This is a genomic window from Kitasatospora cystarginea, assembly GCF_039533515.1.
GTDB classification, from domain to species: Bacteria; Actinomycetota; Actinomycetes; order Streptomycetales; family Streptomycetaceae; genus Kitasatospora; species Kitasatospora cystarginea.
This window is the reverse complement of the sequence record NZ_BAAATR010000011.1, coordinates 117,317-136,410: the sequence shown is the minus strand read 5'-3', so window position 1 is coordinate 136,410 and position 19,094 is coordinate 117,317. Positions and strand designations below refer to the sequence as shown.

14 protein-coding genes, 1 tRNA gene, 1 other RNA gene and 1 pseudogene are annotated in these 19,094 nt (G+C 71.4%); 6 read left to right on the top strand and 11 right to left on the bottom strand.

Annotated elements, in window-relative coordinates:
* Positions 1 to 80: 80 nt before the first annotated feature.
* From ABD369_RS15000 to ffs, 9 genes are all read right to left on the bottom strand, one after another.
* A complete protein-coding gene (locus tag ABD369_RS15000; protein ID WP_344636872.1) occupies positions 81 to 1,361 on the bottom strand; it encodes a hypothetical protein in 1,281 nt (426 codons plus the stop codon).
* Positions 1,354 to 1,980, bottom strand: a complete 627-nt coding sequence (locus tag ABD369_RS14995) for a SigE family RNA polymerase sigma factor (protein WP_344636871.1) — start codon at positions 1,978 to 1,980, stop codon at positions 1,354 to 1,356. The genes ABD369_RS15000 and ABD369_RS14995 overlap by 8 nt, the downstream gene beginning before the upstream one ends.
* A 270-nt stretch (positions 1,981 to 2,250) precedes the next feature.
* Complete coding sequence (locus ABD369_RS14990; RefSeq protein ID WP_344636870.1) at positions 2,251 to 3,303, bottom strand: aspartate-semialdehyde dehydrogenase; 1,053 nt, start codon at positions 3,301 to 3,303, stop codon at positions 2,251 to 2,253.
* On the bottom strand, positions 3,300 to 4,580 hold the full coding sequence (locus ABD369_RS14985) for an aspartate kinase (RefSeq protein ID WP_344636937.1): 1,281 nt from the start codon (positions 4,578 to 4,580) through the stop codon (positions 3,300 to 3,302). The genes ABD369_RS14990 and ABD369_RS14985 overlap by 4 nt, the downstream gene beginning before the upstream one ends.
* Positions 4,581 to 4,873: 293 nt before the next feature.
* Positions 4,874 to 5,545 (bottom strand): DUF5063 domain-containing protein, encoded by a 672-nt coding sequence (locus tag ABD369_RS14980; RefSeq protein WP_344636869.1) that lies wholly within the window; start codon positions 5,543 to 5,545, stop codon positions 4,874 to 4,876.
* On the bottom strand, positions 5,538 to 6,137 hold the full coding sequence (gene recR / locus ABD369_RS14975) for a recombination mediator RecR (protein WP_344636868.1): 600 nt from the start codon (positions 6,135 to 6,137) through the stop codon (positions 5,538 to 5,540). Before recR ends, ABD369_RS14980 begins: the two co-directional genes overlap by 8 nt.
* A 310-nt stretch (positions 6,138 to 6,447) precedes the next feature.
* On the bottom strand, positions 6,448 to 6,759 hold the full coding sequence (locus ABD369_RS14970; protein ID WP_425557625.1) for a YbaB/EbfC family nucleoid-associated protein: 312 nt from the start codon (positions 6,757 to 6,759) through the stop codon (positions 6,448 to 6,450).
* A gap of 98 nt (positions 6,760 to 6,857) precedes the next feature.
* A complete protein-coding gene (locus ABD369_RS14965) occupies positions 6,858 to 9,005 on the bottom strand; it encodes a DNA polymerase III subunit gamma and tau (protein WP_344636866.1) in 2,148 nt (715 codons plus the stop codon).
* Positions 9,006 to 9,065: 60 nt separating this feature from the next.
* An RNA gene (gene ffs / locus ABD369_RS14960) (signal recognition particle sRNA small type) lies at positions 9,066 to 9,162 on the bottom strand.
* 129 nt (positions 9,163 to 9,291) lie between these two features.
* Between ffs and ABD369_RS14955 the strand changes: the two genes are divergently transcribed.
* From ABD369_RS14955 to ABD369_RS14935, 5 genes are all read left to right on the top strand, one after another.
* Positions 9,292 to 9,376 (top strand) — tRNA-Ser (locus ABD369_RS14955).
* A gap of 865 nt (positions 9,377 to 10,241) precedes the next feature.
* Positions 10,242 to 11,012, top strand: coding sequence for an SDR family oxidoreductase (locus ABD369_RS14950; RefSeq protein ID WP_344636865.1), 771 nt, complete (start codon positions 10,242 to 10,244; stop codon positions 11,010 to 11,012).
* 25 nt (positions 11,013 to 11,037) lie between these two features.
* Positions 11,038 to 13,935, top strand: a complete 2,898-nt coding sequence (locus ABD369_RS14945; RefSeq protein WP_344636864.1) for an ATP-binding protein — start codon at positions 11,038 to 11,040, stop codon at positions 13,933 to 13,935.
* 35 nt (positions 13,936 to 13,970) lie between these two features.
* Complete coding sequence (locus ABD369_RS14940) at positions 13,971 to 15,203, top strand: FAD-dependent monooxygenase (RefSeq protein ID WP_344636863.1); 1,233 nt, start codon at positions 13,971 to 13,973, stop codon at positions 15,201 to 15,203.
* Positions 15,204 to 15,573: 370 nt separating this feature from the next.
* On the top strand, positions 15,574 to 16,701 hold the full coding sequence (locus tag ABD369_RS14935) for an NADH:flavin oxidoreductase (protein ID WP_344636862.1): 1,128 nt from the start codon (positions 15,574 to 15,576) through the stop codon (positions 16,699 to 16,701).
* Positions 16,702 to 16,825: 124 nt separating this feature from the next.
* Here the strand turns inward: ABD369_RS14935 and ABD369_RS14930 are convergent.
* Positions 16,826 to 17,047 (bottom strand): annotated as a pseudogene (locus ABD369_RS14930) (hypothetical protein); the annotation flags it as partial.
* Positions 17,048 to 17,050: 3 nt separating this feature from the next.
* Positions 17,051 to 18,133 carry an alpha/beta fold hydrolase gene (locus tag ABD369_RS14925; RefSeq protein WP_344636861.1) on the bottom strand — a complete coding sequence of 361 codons (1,083 nt, stop codon included), beginning with the start codon at positions 18,131 to 18,133 and terminating at the stop codon, positions 17,051 to 17,053.
* Between the two features lie 109 nt (positions 18,134 to 18,242).
* Between ABD369_RS14925 and ABD369_RS14920 the strand changes: the two genes are divergently transcribed.
* The gene (locus ABD369_RS14920) at positions 18,243 to 18,968 is read left to right on the top strand and encodes a TetR/AcrR family transcriptional regulator (protein WP_344636860.1); all 726 of its coding nucleotides are present in this window, start codon (positions 18,243 to 18,245) and stop codon (positions 18,966 to 18,968) included.
* Positions 18,969 to 19,094 lie beyond the last annotated feature (126 nt).

Genomic DNA, 19,094 nt, shown 5'->3' with positions numbered 1-19,094 from the left:
CGTGGCCGGGCCGGCCCGGCCGCGGCCCCCGCAGCGCCGTACCGCTCCGCTCGAGGCCCGCGACTGCCCGCTACTGCCCGCTACTGCCCGGCCGAGCCCGAGGTCGGGCTGTCGGACGGCGGCTGCGCACCCGCCGCCGGAACGGCCTCGGGTGCGGTGCGGTACAGCGTCCCGGTGCAGGCCGCGCTGACCTGGGTGGTCGCGGCGGCCGGGCCGCCGGACTCCGGCGTGTGCGCCAGCGTGATGCTCGACGGCGTGCTGGGCGGCGGGGAGCTGCTGGGGCTCGGGGCGGCGCTGGGCGAGGCCGTGGCCTGGGGCGAGGCCTCGGCGCCCGGCGCGGCCGCGACCGAGGGCGCCGCCTGCGGGGCCGGTGCGACGGGGCTGGCCGGGCCCCCGCCGGCTTTCGGACACTGCAGGTCCGGCACCCAGCCGAACCGGATCTGGTACCCGCCCTTCGGCGGCAGCACCAGGAGCCCGGTCGCCGGGCCCGGGTCGGGCAGGCCGATCGCCGGGTCGCCGGCCTGGTGGTCCAGCACCCTGACCTTCGGCGCCGGGCCGCCGTCCGCCGAGCTGACCGCGACCGTCCCCGGACCGGTCAGCTCACAGCTGCGCCCGGAGGTGTTGAACACGGTGAACCAGCCGTACACCTTGCCGCTGCCGTCCGCGGTGGACAGATGGGAGCTGCCGTCACCGAGGTCGGCCCGTACGCAGTCGGGCACCGGTGTGTTCCCGGCCGGGCTGCCGTCGGCCCCGGGAGAAGGGCTGGCGGCAGCGGAGCTGGCGTCGCTGCCGGGCGCGGCGGTGCCCGACCGGTCGGCCGAACCGGCCGGCCTGGGCAGGTGCGAGCGGCCCGCCCCGCCGTCCTCGGACGGCGGGACCTGGCTCTGGCGGTCGGAGTCCGCGACGGCGTGACCGGTGGCCGCGCCGTCGGAGAGGTCGAGGTGCTGGACGCCCTTGATGGTCGGTACGGCGGCGGCGACGAGCAGCACGACGGCAACCGCACCGGTCCAGAGGTTGCGCTGCCGGGCACGACGCCGCGGAACGGCCTGCCTGATCCGCAACAGCGCGGCCGGGTCGGGCTGCACCTCGGTGACGGACTGGTGGAGCATCTCCCGGAGCCGTCGCTCCATCACCTCATCGGCCGGTTCGGCCTCTTCGGCCCGGACGGCGGTGCCCAGTCCCGGACTCCCGGCACCAACGGCGCGGCTCGAACCGCCTGACTGCCGGTCAGCGGCTGCCGTTCGCCGCGGCTCCCGCTCGCTGCCGATCGCACCCCCGTCGGCCACTGCACTGCGGACCGCGCCTTCGTCGGCCGGCCCGTCGCCGGTCATCCCCTCGCCGGGCGTCCTCTCGTCAGTCATCCTCGGCCTCCATCAGGACTCGCAGGGCCGCCAGGCCGCGCGATCCGTACGCCTTCACCGAGCCGAGGGAGATCCCCAGCACGTCGGCTACCTGTGCCTCCGTCATGTCCGCGTAGTAGCGCAGGACGAGCACCTCCCGCTGGCGGCGTTGCAACCCTCGCAGTGCGGTCTTCAACTGGTCGCGCTCCAGCGCATCGTAGGCACCCTCTTCTGCACTGGCCATGTCAGGCATCGGCTTGGGCAGCAGCCGCAGGCCGAGGATGCGCCGACGCAGCGTCGAGCGGGAGAGGTTGACGACGGTCTGCCGGAGGTAGGCGAGGGTCTTCTCGGGTTCGCGGACCCGGCGGCGGGCGGCGTGCACCCGGATGAACGCCTCCTGGACGACGTCCTCGCAGGTCGAGAGGTCGTCCAGGAGCAGGGCGGCCAGGCGCAACAGGGAACGGTAGTGCGCCTGGTACGTCTCGGTGAGGTGGTCGACGCTGGCTCCCGCCGCGTCCTCTGCGGCCGCGCCCATCCGGCTATCGGCCAACAGCCCTGCTCGGGACGGCAGCGCCACCGCCGGCAGCACGGGCACCCCGGACACCACGGGCGCCGCCGGCACCACCATTACGGGTGCCATGGGCACCACCATCACGGGTGCCATGGGCACCACGGAGACCGCCCCCACTACGTTCGCCACGCCTGTTGGACACTCGCTCCCCCGTCATGGTTGCCCGGCCGAAGGCACATTCTCCCGCATACGCAGAATCCCCCTCCAACGCCCTGGAGGGGGATCCGGACCGTCCACTTCCGGACGACAGTTCCTCGACGGAACGGCAGTTCCCGCCCGCCGGCAGAACACCGGTCGGCGCCTCGGCCACGGCGCCTCAAGGCGATGCGCTGCGCCGCCTCAGCCGCCGAGCTCCGCCGCGACCAGCTCCGCGATCTGAGCGGTGTTCAGCGCGGCGCCCTTGCGCAGGTTGTCCCCGCAGAGGAAGAGGTCCAGCGCATTGGGGTCGTCCAGCGATCGGCGAACACGTCCGACCCAGGTGGGGTCGGTACCGACCACGTCGTTCGGGGTGGGGAACTCCCCGGCCGCCGGGTTGTCGTAGAGCACGACGCCCGGTGCCTCCCGCAGGATGTCCTGTGCGTGCTCCTGGCTGACCTCCCGCTCGAAGACCGCGTGCACGGCCAGCGAGTGCGCGGTGATCACCGGGATCCGGACGCAGGTCGCGGAGACCTTGAGGTCCGGCAGGCCGAGGATCTTGCGGGACTCGTTGCGGACCTTGAGCTCCTCGGAGGACCAGCCGTCCGCGGCCGCCGAGCCCGCCCACGGCACCGCGTTCAGCGCCAGCGGCGCCGGGAACGGCCCGTTGTCGGTGATCACGGCACGCAGGTCGCAGGTCTGCTCGCCGACACCGGTGCCCGCGACCTGCTTGAGCTGGTCGCGCAGTGCGTCCACGCCCGACTGCCCGGCACCGGAAGCGGCCTGGTACGAGGCCACCACCAGCTCCCGCAGCCCGTACTCGGCGTGCAGCGCGGCCAGGCCGCACATCATGGTGAGCGTGGTGCAGTTCGGGTTCGCGATGATGCCGCGCGGGCGGAACCTGGCCGCCGGCGCGTTCACCTCGGGGACGACCAGCGGCACGTCCGGGTCCATCCGGAACGCGCCGGAGTTGTCCACCACCACGACGCCCTTGGCCGCCGCGATCGGCGCCCACTGGGCGGAGACCTCGTCGGGGGCGTCGAACATCGCCACGTCGATGCCGTCGAACGCCTCCTCGCTGAGCGCGACGACCTCGACCTCCTCGCCGCGCACGGTCAGCCGGCGCCCGGCCGACCGCGGCGACGCGATCAGCCGGATCTCGCCCCAGACGTCCTCCCGCGAGGAGAGGAGGCCCAACATCACGGTCCCTACGGCGCCGGTGGCGCCGACGACCGCGAGGTTGGGCTTACGGCTCATCGGCCGGTGCCGCCGTAGACGACGGCCTCGTCGGTGGTGCTGTCCAGACCGAAGGCGGTGTGCACGGCCCGGACGGCCTCGTTCACATCGTCGGCACGGGTGACCACCGAGATGCGGATCTCGGAGGTGGAGATCAGCTCGATGTTGACGCCCGCCTCGGAGAGCGCCTCGAAGAAGGTCGCCGTGACGCCGGGGTTGGAACGCATGCCCGCGCCGACCAGCGAGATCTTGCCGATCGCGTCGTCGTAGCGGAGCGACTCGAAGCCGATGCCCTCGCGGACCCGGTTGAGTGCGTCGATCGCCTTCTGACCCTCGGTCTTCGGGCAGGTGAAGGAGATGTCGGTGAGGCCGGTGGACGCGGCGGAGACGTTCTGCACCACCATGTCGATGTTGACCTCGGCATCCGCGATGGCGCGGAAGATGCGGGCCGCCTCGCCCGGCTTGTCGGGTACGCCGACGACCGTGACCTTGGCCTCGGACGTGTCGTGGGCGACTCCGGAGATGATCGCCTGCTCCATTTCGCCCCCTTCGGGCTTGATCGGGTTGGCCCCACTCACAATCGTCCCGGGAAGCCCCGAGAAGGACGAGCGTACGTGAATCGGGATGTTATAGCGCCGGGCGTACTCGACACACCGGTCCAGCAGAACCTTGGAGCCGGAAGACGCCAGCTCCAGCATGTCCTCGAACCCGATCCAGTCGATCTTGCGGGCCTTCTTCACCACCCGCGGGTCCGCGGTGAAGACGCCGTCCACGTCGGTGTAGATCTCGCAGACCTCGGCCTCCAGCGCCGCCGCGAGGGCGACCGCCGTGGTGTCCGAGCCGCCCCGGCCGAGCGTGGTGATGTCCTTGCTGACCTGGGAGACACCCTGGAAACCGGCCACGATCGCGATGTTGCCCTCGTCAAGGGCGTTGCGGATCCGGCCCGGCGTGACGTCGATGATGCGCGCCTTGTTGTGCGTCGCGTCCGTGATGACGCCGGCCTGGCTACCCGTGAAGGACTGGGCGTCGAAACCCAGCGTTTTGATCGCCATGGCCAGCAGCGCCATGGAGATCCGCTCTCCTGCGGTCAGCAGCATGTCGAACTCGCGGCCGGACGGAATCGGGGTTACCTGTTCCGCGAGTTCGATGAGCTCGTCCGTCGTGTCGCCCATCGCGGACACCACGACGACGACCTCATGGCCGGCCTTCCTGGTGTCGACGATTCGGCGGGCTACGCGCTTGATGCCCTCGGCATCCGCAACGGATGAGCCGCCGTACTTCTGCACGACAAGGCCCACGTGCGCTCCTCGACTTGTGTCGTTCAGGGGGACTTGGGTGGCCCCTTCTGCGGTCCGAGCCAGTCTATCCAGCGCTTTCGGCACCTCAGCCGTGCTCCATATGCTGAGACGCGTATATCGACTGGTGGTCAGCGGCTTTCGTCAGGTCTCCGGACCCACCACCGGTGGCCGACAAGAATTGCCGGGGCCGCCGCCGAAGGGCTCGGAATTTTTCCGGCCGGCCGATTGATGAATTCTTCGTCACACTTTCCGCGTGCCCCGCCGCCCGCACCCGCCGGGCTGCGGGGCACGGCTCACATACCCAGCTCGGCCGCCATGAGGTCGCCGGCTTGCTGTTCCAACTGCTCGTCCGTCAGCCCGTCGTCGTCGGTGTCCGCACCCTCCACGGCCGCGCCGATCGGGCTGTCCAGCCGCACGTGCGCGATCAGCGACTGCAGCGCCCGCAGCACCGCCGAGCAGGTCGAACCCCAGTTGGACAGGTACGAGAACTGCCACCACCACAGCGCCTCGCTGACCCGGCCCTCGCGGTAGTGGGTCAGACCGTGCTGCAGCTCGCTCACCACACCGGCCAGGTCGTCCGAGATCCGGAAGGCGTTCGGACGCGCGGGCGGACCGTACGGGTCGAAGACCTCGTGGTACACGTCGATCGGCGCCAGCAGCTCGGCCAGCCGCTCGCGCAGCTCCACCCCGTCCGGCTCGGGGCCGGTGTCCGGCTCGAACCGGTCCTCCGGAAGGACGTCCTCGATCGCCCCGAGCCTCCCGCCCGCCAGCAGCAGCTGGGAGACCTCCAGCAGCAGCAGCGAGATCGCGCTGCCGGGTTCGTCCCCCTTGGCGACCTCGGTCACCGCGAGCACGAAACTCTCGATGGAGTCCGCGATCTGCACCGCGAAGTCGTCCGGTGCCTCGGCCTTGGTGTGCGGGTGCCGGAGGTGCGAGTGCGCTTGGGCGCGGGTGTGGTCAGACATCGAGCAGTCGTCTCCCTTCGAAGGCCCGGCCGAGGGTGACCTCGTCGGCGTACTCCAAGTCCCCGCCGACGGGCAGGCCGCTCGCCAGCCGGGTGACCTTCAGACCCATCGGCTTGCAGAGCCGGGCCAGATAGGTGGCGGTTGCCTCCCCCTCCAGATTGGGGTCGGTCGCCAGGATCAGCTCGGTGACCGTGCCGTCGGCGAGCCGCCCGAGCAGCTCGCGGATCCGCAGGTCGTCCGGACCGACACCCTCGATCGGGCTGATCGCGCCGCCCAGCACGTGGTAGCGGCCGCGGAACTCCCGGGTGCGCTCGATCGCGACGACGTCCTTGGGCTCCTCGACCACGCAGATCACCGCCAGGTCGCGCCGCGGGTCCAGGCAGACCCGGCACTGCTCGGACTCCGCGACGTTGCCGCAGACCACGCAGAACCGGACCTTCTCCTTGACCTCCAGCAGCGCGTGCGCCAGGCGGCGGACATCCGCCGGGTCGGCCTGCAGGACGTGGAAGGCGATCCGCTGCGCGCTCTTGGGCCCGACACCGGGCAGCCTGCCCAGCTCGTCGATCAGGTCCTGAACCACGCCCTCGTACAACTTCGCGCCTTCCCTCGTGCCGTCGCGTGCTCTCGTCTTCGCTTCCGCGCGCGCTGCAGCGCCTGCTTCCACGCCTGCTCGTACGCGCGCTCGCGGTGCCATCATCCAACGAATCGGGCGCCGGACACACCGTCCGACGCCCGACTTACCCATAAATCACACAGCGTGGCTGCGCTTCTGCTACCTGTCAGCCACCTGGGCCGCGCGACGGCCCGAGGCGGCCGGTGACCGGCCCCGGGATTTGCCTGTCAGACCCCGAGCCCTGCCGTCAGGTCCGAGGCCCGCCTTCTCAGAACGGAGGCCCGCCTTCTCAGAACGGCAGACCGGGGATACCGCCGCCGAGGCCCTGGGTCAGCGGGCCCATCCGGTCCGCCTGGAGCTTCTGGGCCGCCGCGTTGGCATCCCGGACGGCCGCCAGCACCAGGTCGGCCAGGGTCTCGGTGTCCTCGGGGTCGACCGCCGCCGGGGCGATGGTCAGCGCCACCAGTTCACCGGAACCCGTCACGGTGGCCTCGACCAGGCCGCCGCCGGCCGTACCACTCACCTTCGTCTCGGCCAGCTCCCGCTGAGCCTTGCCGAGCTCCTCCTGCATCTTCTGCGCCTGCTTGAGCAGCTGCTGCATGTTGGGCTGGCCACCAGGGAACACGGCTCACTCCTGCCTGTGCACGGAAATGTCACCTTGAGCCTACGCGCCGCCGTGCGGCGCGCAGGCACCGCCGGTCACCTGTTGTGGTGGATCTCCTCCAACACCGTCGCCCCGAGCTCGCGGATGATCAACTCCTGGCCGGAGTACGCGTCCTCCTTGAGATCCGGGTCGTCGTCCTCGGGGATGTCGTCCTCGGGCGCCACCATCGGGGCGGGCGGCGCCTGCGGCGGCGCCATGGCCGGCTGCGGCCGCGCCGGCGGCGCGGCCGGGGGCGGCACCGGACCGGGCGCGGGCTGGACGGGAGCCGGGGCCTGCGGCGGTGCCGCAGGTACGGCCGGCCTGGGAGCCTGCGCCGCCCCAGCACCGCCGCCCCAGCCGCCGCCGGCCTGCGGAGCCGGCGGCGCGTACGAGGACCCACCGCCGCCACCACCGGAGGGGTCGACGATGCACTCGACCCGCCAGTCCACCCCGAGGGAGTCGGCCAGCGCCTGCCGCAGCACGTCGTCGCTGTTGCTGCTGACGAAGCTGTCCCGGGCGCCCGCGTTGATAAACGAGACCTGCAGCACGCTGCCGTCGAAGCCCGCGACCTGGCCGTTCTGGCTCAGCAGGATCCAGGTGAACCGGCGGCGGTTCTTCACCGCATCCAGGATCTGCGGCCAGAGCTGGCGCACCTGGGCCGCACCCTGTTGCGCGACGGCGGACGGCTGCCCGCCCGACGGCTGCGACGCGGGCGCCGGGGCCTGCACCGGCGCGGGCGCCGGCTGGGCGTACGCCGGAGCGGGCGCCGGCTGTTGCGGCGCGGGGGCGGGGACGGGGGCAGGCGCGCCCCCGGCGGGCGGGAAGCTGCGCGGAATCGGCCACGCGCCGGGCGCGGGGCCCGCCTGCGCGGGCCCGGGAGCCTGCACCGGGGCGGCAGCGGAGGCCGGCTGCTGCGGCGCGGGCGCCACCGGGGCCAGCGGCATCGCGGCCGGGGCCTGTGCCGCCGGGGCCTGCGGAGCCGCTGCTGCGGGTGCCATCGGTGCCATGGGTGCCATGGGTGCCATCGGCGCCGCCAGGGCTCCGGCCGCAGCCCGCCGCTCCAGCTTGTCCAGCCGCGCCTGCAGCGACAGCTCGTCGTCGTACGCGCCGGGCAGCATCACCCGGGCGCAGATCAGTTCCAGCTGCAGCCGGGGCGCCGCGTTCCCGCGCATCTCGGTCAGCCCGGTGTTGACGATGTCGGCGGCCCGGCTCAGCTCGGCCGCCCCGAACCGGTCGGCCTGCGCCTGCATCACCGCGACCCGGTCGGCGGGGACGTCGATCAGCCCCTTCTCCCCGGCATCCGGCACGGTGGCCAGGATCACCAGGTCGCGCAGCCGCTCCAGCAGGTCCGTCACGAAGCGGCGCGGATCGTGCCCACCCTCGACCACCCGGTCGACGGCCTGGAAGACCGTGGCCCCGTCGTGCGCGGCGAAGGCGTCGACCACCTCGTCCAGCAGCGCCGAGTCCGTGTACCCGAGCAGCGCAGTCGCCATCTGGTACGTCACGCCGGCCTCGCCCGCACCCGCGAGCAGCTGGTCCATCACCGACATCGAGTCACGCACCGAACCGGCACCGGCCCGGACCACTAGCGGGAAGACCGAGTCCTCGACCTCGATGCCCTCCCGGCCGCACACCTCGGCCAGGTAGTCGCGGAGCGTGCCGGGCGGCACCAGCCGGAACGGGTAGTGGTGCGTACGGGAGCGGATCGTCCCGATCACCTTCTCCGGCTCGGTGGTCGCGAAGATGAACTTGAGGTGCTCCGGCGGCTCCTCCACCACCTTCAGCAGCGCGTTGAAGCCGGCCGAGGTCACCATGTGCGCCTCGTCCAGGATGAAGATCTTGTACCGGCTGTGCACCGGCGCGAAGAAAGCCCGCTCGCGCAGCTCGCGCGCGTCGTCCACACCACCGTGCGAGGCGGCGTCGATCTCGATCACGTCGATCGAGCCGGGTCCGCCCGTCGCCAGGTCCCGGCAGGACTGGCACTCACCGCAGGGCGTCGGCGTCGGCCCCTGCTCGCAGTTGAGGCAGCGGGCCAGGATTCGGGCGCTCGTCGTCTTGCCGCAGCCGCGCGGGCCGCTGAAGAGGTAGGCGTGATTGACCCTGTTGTTGCGCAGGGCCTGCTGGAGCGGAGCGGTCACGTGCTCCTGCCCGATGACCTCCGCGAAGGTCTCGGGGCGGTAGCGGCGGTACAGGGCTAGGGACACGCCAACGACGATATCGGGACACGCGGACAAACGCGTGGTCCCACCGAAGCAGCCCCGGAACGCAAGGACCCCCCGTGCACCCGCCAGAGCTCTCCTACCCTTGCTGCCTTCCGGCCCTGGGGGGGTTCAGAGAGATAACGCCGCACGAGGGGCTGCCCCAAGAGTAGCGGATCCCGGCCCCGGACCCCGCACTCCACCCCGATCTCCGATCCGCAGGCAGCCACCCGTGACCACCTACGAGACTGCGGTTCGCGAGCACCCCTCAACATGTACTAAGCTCTCCCACGGAGGATTCGCCTAGAGGCCTAGGGCGCACGCTTGGAAAGCGTGTTGGGGGCAACCCCTCACGAGTTCGAATCTCGTATCCTCCGCCTCTGCCCAGCTGGGCAAACGAGGGGCCCGACCGCACTGCGGTCGGGCCCCTCGTCGTTCCGTGGTTGCAGTTTTGGTTGCAGTTGCCCAGATGCACCGGGGGCATGGCTGACTGCGCGACCGCATCCGGCCGACAGGCTCCCGGGCCAAGCCACCGCGTTCGCGCCGCCGGGCACCACTCCTCCGGCAGGGTGCAATTCATGGCTTTGTCCGAAAAGACCCGCAAGATCATCTGATGTGAAGCAGGCGGCAGGTGCACGATCCGCCGGGTGCAGGTCATCCGGGACTGACCGCGACGACCTTTCGGTCTTCGGCGAGGCGGCCCACATAGTCGCCCGCTCGAAGGGTGGACCGAGGGCTGGCGCGCTGGACGACGCGTCCGTGGGACAGTCATACGAACCTGGTCCTGCTGTGCGGCAAGCACCACAAACAAGTCGCCGACCATCTTCCCGCCAGGGCAGCTCGAAGGCCCCGACCGCCCCGGTGGTCGGGGCCTTCGGCGTATCGTTCGACCACGGCCTGGTCCCCGATCTCCAACACGATCGCGGCCTCCGGACAGCAGCACGCCTCGTACAGCAGGTGTGCCGCCGAGCCGCCTCCAGGCCGCGCCGGTCACCGCAAGGCTCCGGAGCGGGCCCACCGGCGCCTCCGGCCGGGCACGAGCACCGGCCGCGACGGTGCCGCATTCCGCACCCACCAGCAGCCCGCGTTGAAGCAGGGCGAACATTTGGAACAGACCGGAGGTTCCCGAAGCCCAGATCAGGAGCCCGGTGAGCGTGCGGTGAGCGTGCGGTGAGCCACCGCCGCCACTGTTGCCCCAACGCCGGATCCACGCAGGACCGGCCACTGGGCGAGGAGCAGACCATGGGCATGCTGACCGGCAAGACAGCACTGGTGACGGGCGGATCGCGCGGAATCGGCCGGGCGATCGCACTGCGGCTCGCCGCCGAGGGCGCGTTGGTCGCCGTCCACTACGGTGGCAACGACGCTGCGGCCGAGGAGACCGTCGCGAGGATCGAGGAGGCAGGCGGCCGGGCGTTCGCCGTTCAGGCCCGGTTCGGCGAAGACGGCGCCGTGGACCGGCTGTTCGAGGGCCTGACCGCAGGCCTGGCGGGACGCGGACTGGACATCCTCGTCAACAACGCGGGCATCAGCTCGGGCAACCCGATCGCGCAGGTGACCATGGAGGAGCTCAACAGGCTGCTCTCCATCAACGTCAGCACGCCGTTCTTCGTGATCCAGCGCGCGCTGCCGCTGCTGAACGACGGCGGCCGGATCATCAACATGGGCTCGACGGCCAGCCGGTTCGCCGTCTCCACGCAGATCGGCTACACCGTCAGCAAGGCGGCGCTGGAGTCGATGGCCCCATCGCTGGCCAACGAGCTCGGCAGGCGTGGTATCACGGTGAACACCGTCGCACCCGGCGCGGTGCGAACCGATATGACCGCCGGCTACACCGCGATCCCCGAGGTGGTCGCCGGCCTCGAAGCCATCACCGCGCTCGGGCGGCTCGGCAAGCCCGACGACGTCGCTGACGTCGTCGGCTTCCTGGCGGGCCCGCAGGGCCGGTGGGTGACCGGCCAGACCATCGATGTCTCGGGCGGGACCTTTCTCGGCCCGATCGCCCACGCGTGATCAACACCGGGGGATAATCGCCGGCATGTTGTTCGGAATCCTGGGCGAGACCCGGGCCTGGCACGAGGACGGGGCCGAGGTTCCGCTGGGCGGACCGGCCCGCCGCGCACTGTTGGCCCAACTGCTGGTGCACCCGGGAGAGGTCGTGTCGGCGGACCGGCTGTCCGACGCCATCGACCCGGCCGGGTCACTGTCGGCGCACGCGCTGCAGTCCCAGGTATCCAGGTTGCGCAAGGCCCTCGGCCCCGGAGCCGCGATCGAACAGGCCGGGGCGGGCTACCGGATCGTAGTTCCGCAAGACGACGTGGACGCCTGCCGGTTCGAGCGACTCGCCCGGGAAGGGCGGGCCGCCTTGCGTGCCGACGACGCCGAACGGGCGGTCGCGCTGCTGCGCGAGGCGCTGGGACTGTGGCGGGGGCCGGCGCTGGCGAGCCTCGCCGAAGCCGAGACGGCCCAGCCCGCCGCTGTCTGGCTGGAGGAGCACCGGCTCGGGGCACTCGAAGACCGGATCGAGGGCGAGTGCCGAATCAGCGAACCCCGCTCTGTCATACCCGAGTTGCGCGAGCTGGTCGGCCGCCATCCGCTGCGGGAACGACTGGCGGGGCTCCTGATGAGGGCGCTGTTCGCCGAGGGCGGGCAGGCTGCGGCCCTGGTGGTGTTCGAGGAGACCCGGCGACACCTGGCCGATGAGCTGGGCGCTGATCCATCCGCCGAACTCAGGGCGCTGCACCGGGAGTTGCTGAGCACCGACCCGTCGCCCGCGCCCACCGCGCCACCCGCCCAGCTGACGGCATTCGTCGGTCGCGCCGACGAAGTGGCCGAGGTCGCCGGTCTGCTGCGGGTGGCCCGGCTGGTCACGCTGGTCGGCCCCGGCGGTGTCGGCAAGACTCGGCTGTCCGTCGAGGTCGCGGGTGTCGCGGCCGACGATGTCTGCTTCGTGGAACTGGCTCCGCTGCACGATGGCGCCGGACTGACGCAGGCGCTGCTGGGCGCGTTCGGCCTGCGTGAAAACGGGCTCACCATGGGGGACAGCGGGCCGACGCCGGTCGATCGCCTGATCGCGGCGCTGTCGGACCGGCAGCTCCTGCTCGTCCTCGACAACTGCGAGCACGTCATCGACGATGTCGCGGCGCTGGCAGCGCGGCTACTGGCCCTCTGCCCACGGCTGCGAGTCCTGGCAACGAGCCGGGAGCCACTCGGTATCACCGGCGAAAATCTCTGGCAGGTGCGGCCGCTCGACGGCGAAGCGGCCGTACGACTCTTCACCGACCGGGCCGACGCCGTGCGGCGCGGTTTCGCCGCCGACCCTCAGGTCGTCAGTCGGATCTGCGCGGCTCTCGACAACCTGCCGCTGGCCATCGAGCTCGTGGCGGCACGTGTCCGGACTCTGGATGTCGGCGACCTCGCGGGACGGTTGGATGACGTGCTCGAGGTCGCTGCCCGTGGCGGCCGCGCAGCCGCCGAGCGGCATCGGACGCTGCGCTCGGTGGTCGCGTGGAGCTGGGACCTGCTCTCCGGCCCCGAGCAACAGGCCGCACGGCGGTTCACGGTCTTCGCCGGTGGCGCGACGGCCGAGTCCGCGCTGCGGGTGTGCGGAACCGACGGCGAGACACTGGAGTTGTTGGTCGACAAGTCGCTCCTGGAGTTCGCGGGCGGTCGCTACCGGATGCTGGAGACGATCCGCGCCTACGGTGCCGAACGGCTCGACGCGGCCGGTGAGCGCGAGTTGGTGCAGCGCGCACACACCCGGTGGGTCCTGGAGCTGCTGCGGACCGCAGATCCCCATCTGCGGCGCTCCGAGCAGTTGGAGTGGCTGCCCGTCCTCAGGGTCGAACACAGCAACTTCTCTGCGGCTCTGTGCTGGGCGGTCGAGGCAGCGGAAGTGGAGACGGGACTCCAGCTGCTCGCCTCGGCCTCGAACTACATGTGGATCCGAGGCGTGTCCGCCTCGGTCGCACCGCAAGCGATCGCACTCCTTGAAGCCATGGATGACGCACCACCGGCCGGCCTCGGTGAGGAGTACGTGGCGTGCGTGCTGCTGGCAGCAGCCGGCGTCGCCGGGCGGCCGGTGTGGCAGCGGCACCGCGCGACCGCCGAGAAGGCGCTGGCCACCGCCTGGTCGGGGGCACGGCCGGGCCGTTACCCCGTCAGCCTGTTCCTGTGGATGATGCGGAACGCGGGCGAAGCCGACCCGCAGCGCGCCTTTGCCTTCGTCTCGTCCCAGCGCGACTGCTCCGAGCCGTGGGCGCGAGCAGCCGCCCGGTACGTGTCGGGATTCGGCCCTCTCGGGCAGGAGGACACCGCACTGGCCGCACACGCCTTCGGCACGGCCGTCGCGGGGTTCCGCTCGCTCGGCGACCGCTGGGGCACTGCCCTGGCCCTGGACGCGCTCGCCGGTCTGGCGGGCGGGCGCGGCAACCGCGCGGAGGCCATCGCGCTGACCGACGAGGCTCTCGCGCTCACCGAGCAGCTCGGTGCCCTGGAGGACAGCGCCGATCTGCTGGTCAACCGGGGCGATCACCGATTCGGCGAGGACGCGGCGGCGGCCCGCGCCGACTATGACCAGGCCGCCGGTATCGCCCGCCGCGCCGGCAGCTCCACCGGCGTGGCGGCGGCCCTGCGGGGGCTCGGTGACATCGCTCTGCTCGACGGCGACCTGGCCGAAGCGGGGCGACTGTACGAGGAGGCCCTCGAACGGATCGACCCGCACTGGGTCAAGAGCGTCGGCACCAGGGTGCGCACACTCGCCGGCCTCGGCGGTGTCGCCGCGCGCCTCGGTGACACCACCGGGGCCCGGACGCGCTACCGGGAGGCCGCCGAGGCGGCGGTCGTGATCGGGGCCGCCACCCCGGACGCGCTTCGCCTGCTGGGCCTCCCGGAGACCGTCATCGAAGCCGTCATCGAGGCGGTGAGTGCGCGGTGAGCCACCGGTGAGACCTCCCGCGCAGTCTTTCCGTCGTGAAGAACCTCAACGTCCTGATCTCCGGTGCCTCCGTCGCAGGCCCCGCGCTCGCCTACTGGCTCCACCGGCACGGCTTCAACCCCACGATCGTGGAGCGCGCCCCCGCGCTTCGGGACGGCGGCTACGCCGTCGACTTCCGGGGCGAGGCGCATCTGTCGATCCTCCGCCGCATGGGCCTGATGGACCAGATCGAGCGCGCCCGAACCGGCACGGGATCCATGTCGTACGTCAACAGCGCGGGCAAGCCGCAGGCCAAGCTGCCCGCCGATCTGTTTGCCGGCGACGTCGAGATCCTCCGGGGCGACCTGGCACGGATCCTCTACGACGCGACCGAGAAGTACACCGAGTACGTCTTCGGAGACTCCATCACCTCGCTCGCCGAAGACGCCCAAGGCGTGACCGTCTCCTTCGAACGCGGCGCGCCACGCAGATTCGACCTGGTGATCGGCGCCGATGGGCTGCACTCCAACACCCGCCGCCTGACGTTCGGGCCGGAGGAGCAGTTCGTGAGGCACCTCGGCGTCCACTGCGCGATCTTCACCACGGCCAACCACCTCGGGCTCGACCACACCGGACACGCCTATCGCACCGCAGGCAGACTCGTCGCGATGTACAGCGCCCGCCACAACACCGAAGCCAAGGCCGTCTTCTACTTCGCCTCCCCGCTCCTGGACCTCGACCGCCGCGATGTGGCGCGGCAACAGGCCGTCCTCATCGAGCACTTCAGTGGCAACGGCTGGCAGAGCGACCGGCTGCTGCAAGACATGCGGTACGCGCCCGACTTCTACTTCGATTCGGTCGCCCAGGTTCGTATGGACTCCTGGACCCGCGGTCGGGTCGCCCTGATCGGCGACGCCGCCTACTGCCCCTCCTCCCTGTCGGGCATGGGAACGGGACTCGCCCTGGTCGGCGCGTACGTCCTCGCTGGAGAACTGGCCGCCGCGGACGGAAACCATCGGATCGCGTTCGCCCGCTATGAGGACGGGATGCGGGAGTACGCGGCGGGCTGCCAGAGGATGGGCGACGGCGTGGCCGGACTCATGGTTCCCGGAAACCGGCTCCTGGCCGCACTCCTCAACCACTACTACAAGGTCATGCCCTACCTGCCGGGAAAGAACATGGCCGCCAGGATCGCCCGCAAGACCGCCGAGAACATCGCACTGCAGGACTACCCGGAGCCGAACCGGCGTCAGCCGGGGGACGCCGCGCTCTCGACAGCGGGCGGGTGAACGGTGCGGAGTTCCGGCTCGCGTCACACGGTCGCAGCGGTCGTGCTTACGCTGGCGCAGCTGCCCGAGCACTTACGCCACAGCACTCGCAAGTCCCGGATTCCGGTCCCATTCATCGCCGTCCAGGGCGGACCACCCGCCTCCCCCAGCGGCCATGAACGCGCCCCTGGCGCCTTCCGTGCAGTCGGGGTGGATGCCGAGGCCCGCAGCGGAAGTGAGCTGGACCTCGGCCTCCCCGCCCACTGGGCATGTGTCCGGGATCACACGGCGGCTCGCCGGGCGGGTGAAATGTCGTGGCCGCAAAAGTGGTTGGCATCTACACGTATTCAACGCGTGTGCACTCACCGTCTGGCAGCTGCGAGGAACACCTATGACCGTCACCGCATCCTCCGCCTCCCGCGCGGCCGGGATCCTGTCCCGGCCCGTCGCACTGAACGGCCTGACCGTCCCCAACCGCATCGTGATGGCGCCGATGACGCGCATGTTCTCCCCGGGCGGCGTCCCCGGTGAGGACGTGCGGTCGTACTACGCCCGGCGCGCCGCCGCGGGCGTGGGCCTGATCGTCACCGAGGGGACCTACGTCGGCCATGAGTCGGCGGGGCAGAGTGACCGTGTGCCGCGGTTCCACGGTGAGGAGCAGCTGGCGGGGTGGGCGAAGGTCGCCGAGGCCGTTCACGCGGCGGGCGGGACGATCGTGCCGCAGCTGTGGCACATCGGCATGGTGCGCAAGCAGGGTGAGCCGCCCTACGCCGACGCCCCCGCCGTGGGCCCCTCCGGCCTCCGTGTCGACGGCACCGAAGGCCATGGCAGGGCGATGACCCGGCTCGACCTGGACGACGTCATCGGTGCCTTCGCCGAGGCTGCCGCGGCCGCCGAACGCATCGGCTTCGACGGCGTCGAACTGCACGGCGCCCACGGCTACCTCATCGACCAGTTCCTGTGGGCGGGGACGAACCGCCGTACCGACGCCTACGGCGGCGACCCGGTGGCCCGGACGAAGTTCGCGGCCGAGATCGTGGCCGCGGTCCGTGAGGCCGTTTCGCCCGGCTTCCCGGTGATCTTCCGCTACTCGCAGTGGAAGCAGGAGGCCTACGACGCGAGGCTCGCCGAGACCCCTCAGGAACTGGAGGCGATCCTGGCCCCGCTCGCCGCGGCCGGCGTCGACGTCTTCCACGCCTCCACCCGCCGCTACTGGCTCCCGGAGTTCGAGGGTTCTGCCCTGAACCTGGCGGGCTGGACCAAGAAGCTCACCGGCAGGCCCACCATCACCGTCGGCTCGGTCGGCCTCGACGGCGACTTCATCGGCGGCTTCAGGGGCGAGGGCGCCCCGGTCCAGGGCATCGACGACCTCCTCGACCGCCTGGAGCGCGACGAGTTCGACCTGGTCGCCGTCGGCCGCGCCCTGCTCCAGGATCCGGAGTGGGCGGCGAAGGTCCTGGCGGACCGGTTCGATGAGCTGAAGCCGTACGACGCGGCGGCGCTGAAGACGCTGAGCTAGTCCCTGCCCGGCCCAGGAGACCGACACGGTCCGCCGGCCCGCACCACGGCGGACATGTCGGCCGCGCCGTCCCGCCCGCCCGGCTACGCCGGGGGCTGCGGGGTGGTGCGGGCCTCGGCTGCGAACGGTGCAGCGACGCCTTCATGGCCGTGATGAAGGCGTCGCGCTCCGCCGGGGCGAGGAGGTCCAGCGACAGGTGGGGGTTGAGGTCCTCCGGCTCGACCAGCAGCAGTCGGCCGTCGCGGGTGCGGCATGCGTCGACGCGCTGGATGCCGTGGTCGATCGTGTTCCAGTCGACGAAGCGCTGCGCGAAGGCCAGGTCGTCGTTGGTGGGGCGGTACGGCTCCGGTCACCCGACGGCGACGCTCCGGCGGCCGGTCACAACCGGCCGGACCTTGGTCAGCATCAGGTCCAGGAACTGCTCCGGTTGCCGGAACGACGCGAAGTGGGCGGCGCCGCGGATCAGCGCGAAGTCCTTGACCGGGGCCTGTACGTCGTCGAAGAAGCGCTTGGCGAGCTCGGGTGCGGTGAGCACGTCCTGGTCGCCCTGGAAGATGAAGAACGGCAGGTCGAAGGTGGTGCCGTCGGCCCAGTCGTCGAAGGCGGCGGTGGCGGGGACGATCTGCTCGGACAGCTTCATGCCCTTGAAGAAGTACTTCACGTCGCGCAGCGAGTGCAGTGGGGAGAACAGCAGGGACCGCACCACCACGGTCTTCATGGTGTCGAAGGTCAGCGGGTCGCTGGTCACGACCAGCTTGGCGTAGGCGCTGAACTGCTCGGCGGTCCAGGCGGTGCGGTCGGGGCCCATCCGCTCCACCACGGCGACGTCCTTGGACTTGCCGGCGGCGCGCAGCCGTGCCAGCAGCGCCTGTCGGACGGAGTCGTCCAGGACTCCGTCGTTGATGTTCTGGTCGGTGCCGACGTAGGCCGAGTACAGCTCGGGGTGCCGGCGGGCCAGCCGCAGCCCGAAGACGCTGCCGAAGGAGTTGGCGACCAGGATCACCTGGTCCACCCCCAGGCGGGCGAGGGCGTGCCGGGTGACCTCCAGGGCGTCCTGGTACAGCCGGTCGAAGCTCAACTCGCCCTGGCCGTCGACGCCGGTGCGGCCGAGGGTCTTGCTGGTGCCCCGCATGTCCCAGCGCACGATGGTGAAGTGCTTCTCCCAGGCGCGGGTGCGCGCCCCGTAGGGCGCGTTGGAGGCGCCGGGGCCGCCGTGGATCTCCAGCATCACCGGGTTGCCCAGGTCCTCGCCACGGATCGAGATCCAGTGGTCTAGGCCGCCGATGCGGACGAAGCCCCGCTCGTCGATGCCGTTCTGCGTGTCGATCCGCATCAGCCGGGCATTGCGGGCCTGCCTGATCCGCCGGTACCCCAGCGCCCCGGCCACGGGCGTGGCGAGAGCCGCGGATGCCGCGAGAGCGATGCCGAACATGGTTACCCCCAGAAACTGTTTATCGAATACGCAGTTTCGTGTATGTTATACACAGTTCTGAGCGGCCGTCAATCATCCGTCCGCAGGACCACGTCGAGGAGGGCCGGCCATGGCCGGGAGCAGGGAGAAGAAGCGCGATCCGAAGGCGAGCCTGGCTCTGCTGTGGGGGGAGCAGGAGCAGCCTCGACGCGGCCCGAAGCCCTCGCTGACCGCCGGGCGGATCGTGGCCGCCGCCATCGAGATCGCCGATACCGAGGGGATGGACGCGGTCTCCATGCAGCGGATCGCGGCCGAGCTCGACGTCACCACCATGGCGCTGTACCGGTACGTCCCCGGCAAGGCCGAACTGATCGACCTCATGGTCGACTCGGCGCTCGGCACGCCGGCCACGACCGACGGCATCCCGGACGACTGGCGTTCCCGACTGACCGACTGGGCCCGGCAGTGCTGGGCGAAGTACCGCCGCCACCCGTGGATCCTGACCGCCACTGCGATGCGCCGGCAGCTGATGGGCCCCAACCAACTGGCCTGGCTGGACGCCGCGCTGGCCGCCCTGTCGCGGACCGGACTGCCCGCGGCGCAACAGCACGACGCCTTCCTGCTGATCGTCGGTCACATCCGGACCCTCGCCCAGCAGTCCGCCGCCGCGGACGAGGCCGGCGAGGAGGAGTGGAACCGGCTCGAGGCCGACGTTCTGGAGCGCCACGGGCACCGCTACCCGGCCCTGACCGCCGCCATCACCGCCGGGGCCTTCGCCCCGCAACAGGGCGACCCGCTCGACTTCGGCCTGGAGCGGATCCTGGACGGGATCGCCGCCCTGGCCGACCGGGCCTGAACGGGGCGGGCGACACGACCGCGCGCCGGCCGCCCGGCGCGCGGACCCTCGCTCACCTCGGCCGGGCAGAGCGGCGCCGGCTGTTGCCCGCCTGTGACAGCGGTCGCACCGGTTCCGGACCGGCGT

What these genes read in the sequence shown, in the direction of transcription:
- ABD369_RS15000 (WP_344636872.1), bottom strand. Translation starts at nt 1,361, where the DNA reads ATGACTGACGAGAGGACGCCCGGCGAGGGGATGACCGGCGACGGGCCG.
- ABD369_RS14995 (WP_344636871.1), bottom strand. Translation starts at nt 1,980, where the DNA reads ATGGCACCCGTAATGGTGGTGCCGGCGGCGCCCGTGGTGTCCGGGGTG.
- ABD369_RS14990 (WP_344636870.1), bottom strand. Translation starts at nt 3,303, where the DNA reads ATGAGCCGTAAGCCCAACCTCGCGGTCGTCGGCGCCACCGGCGCCGTA.
- ABD369_RS14980 (WP_344636869.1), bottom strand. Translation starts at nt 5,545, where the DNA reads ATGTCTGACCACACCCGCGCCCAAGCGCACTCGCACCTCCGGCACCCG.
- ABD369_RS14970 (WP_425557625.1), bottom strand. Translation starts at nt 6,759, where the DNA reads ATGCAGCAGCTGCTCAAGCAGGCGCAGAAGATGCAGGAGGAGCTCGGC.
- ABD369_RS14950 (WP_344636865.1), top strand. Translation starts at nt 10,242, where the DNA reads ATGGGCATGCTGACCGGCAAGACAGCACTGGTGACGGGCGGATCGCGC.
- ABD369_RS14945 (WP_344636864.1), top strand. Translation starts at nt 11,038, where the DNA reads ATGTTGTTCGGAATCCTGGGCGAGACCCGGGCCTGGCACGAGGACGGG.
- ABD369_RS14935 (WP_344636862.1), top strand. Translation starts at nt 15,574, where the DNA reads ATGACCGTCACCGCATCCTCCGCCTCCCGCGCGGCCGGGATCCTGTCC.
- ABD369_RS14925 (WP_344636861.1), bottom strand. Translation starts at nt 18,133, where the DNA reads ATGTTCGGCATCGCTCTCGCGGCATCCGCGGCTCTCGCCACGCCCGTG.
- ABD369_RS14920 (WP_344636860.1), top strand. Translation starts at nt 18,243, where the DNA reads ATGGCCGGGAGCAGGGAGAAGAAGCGCGATCCGAAGGCGAGCCTGGCT.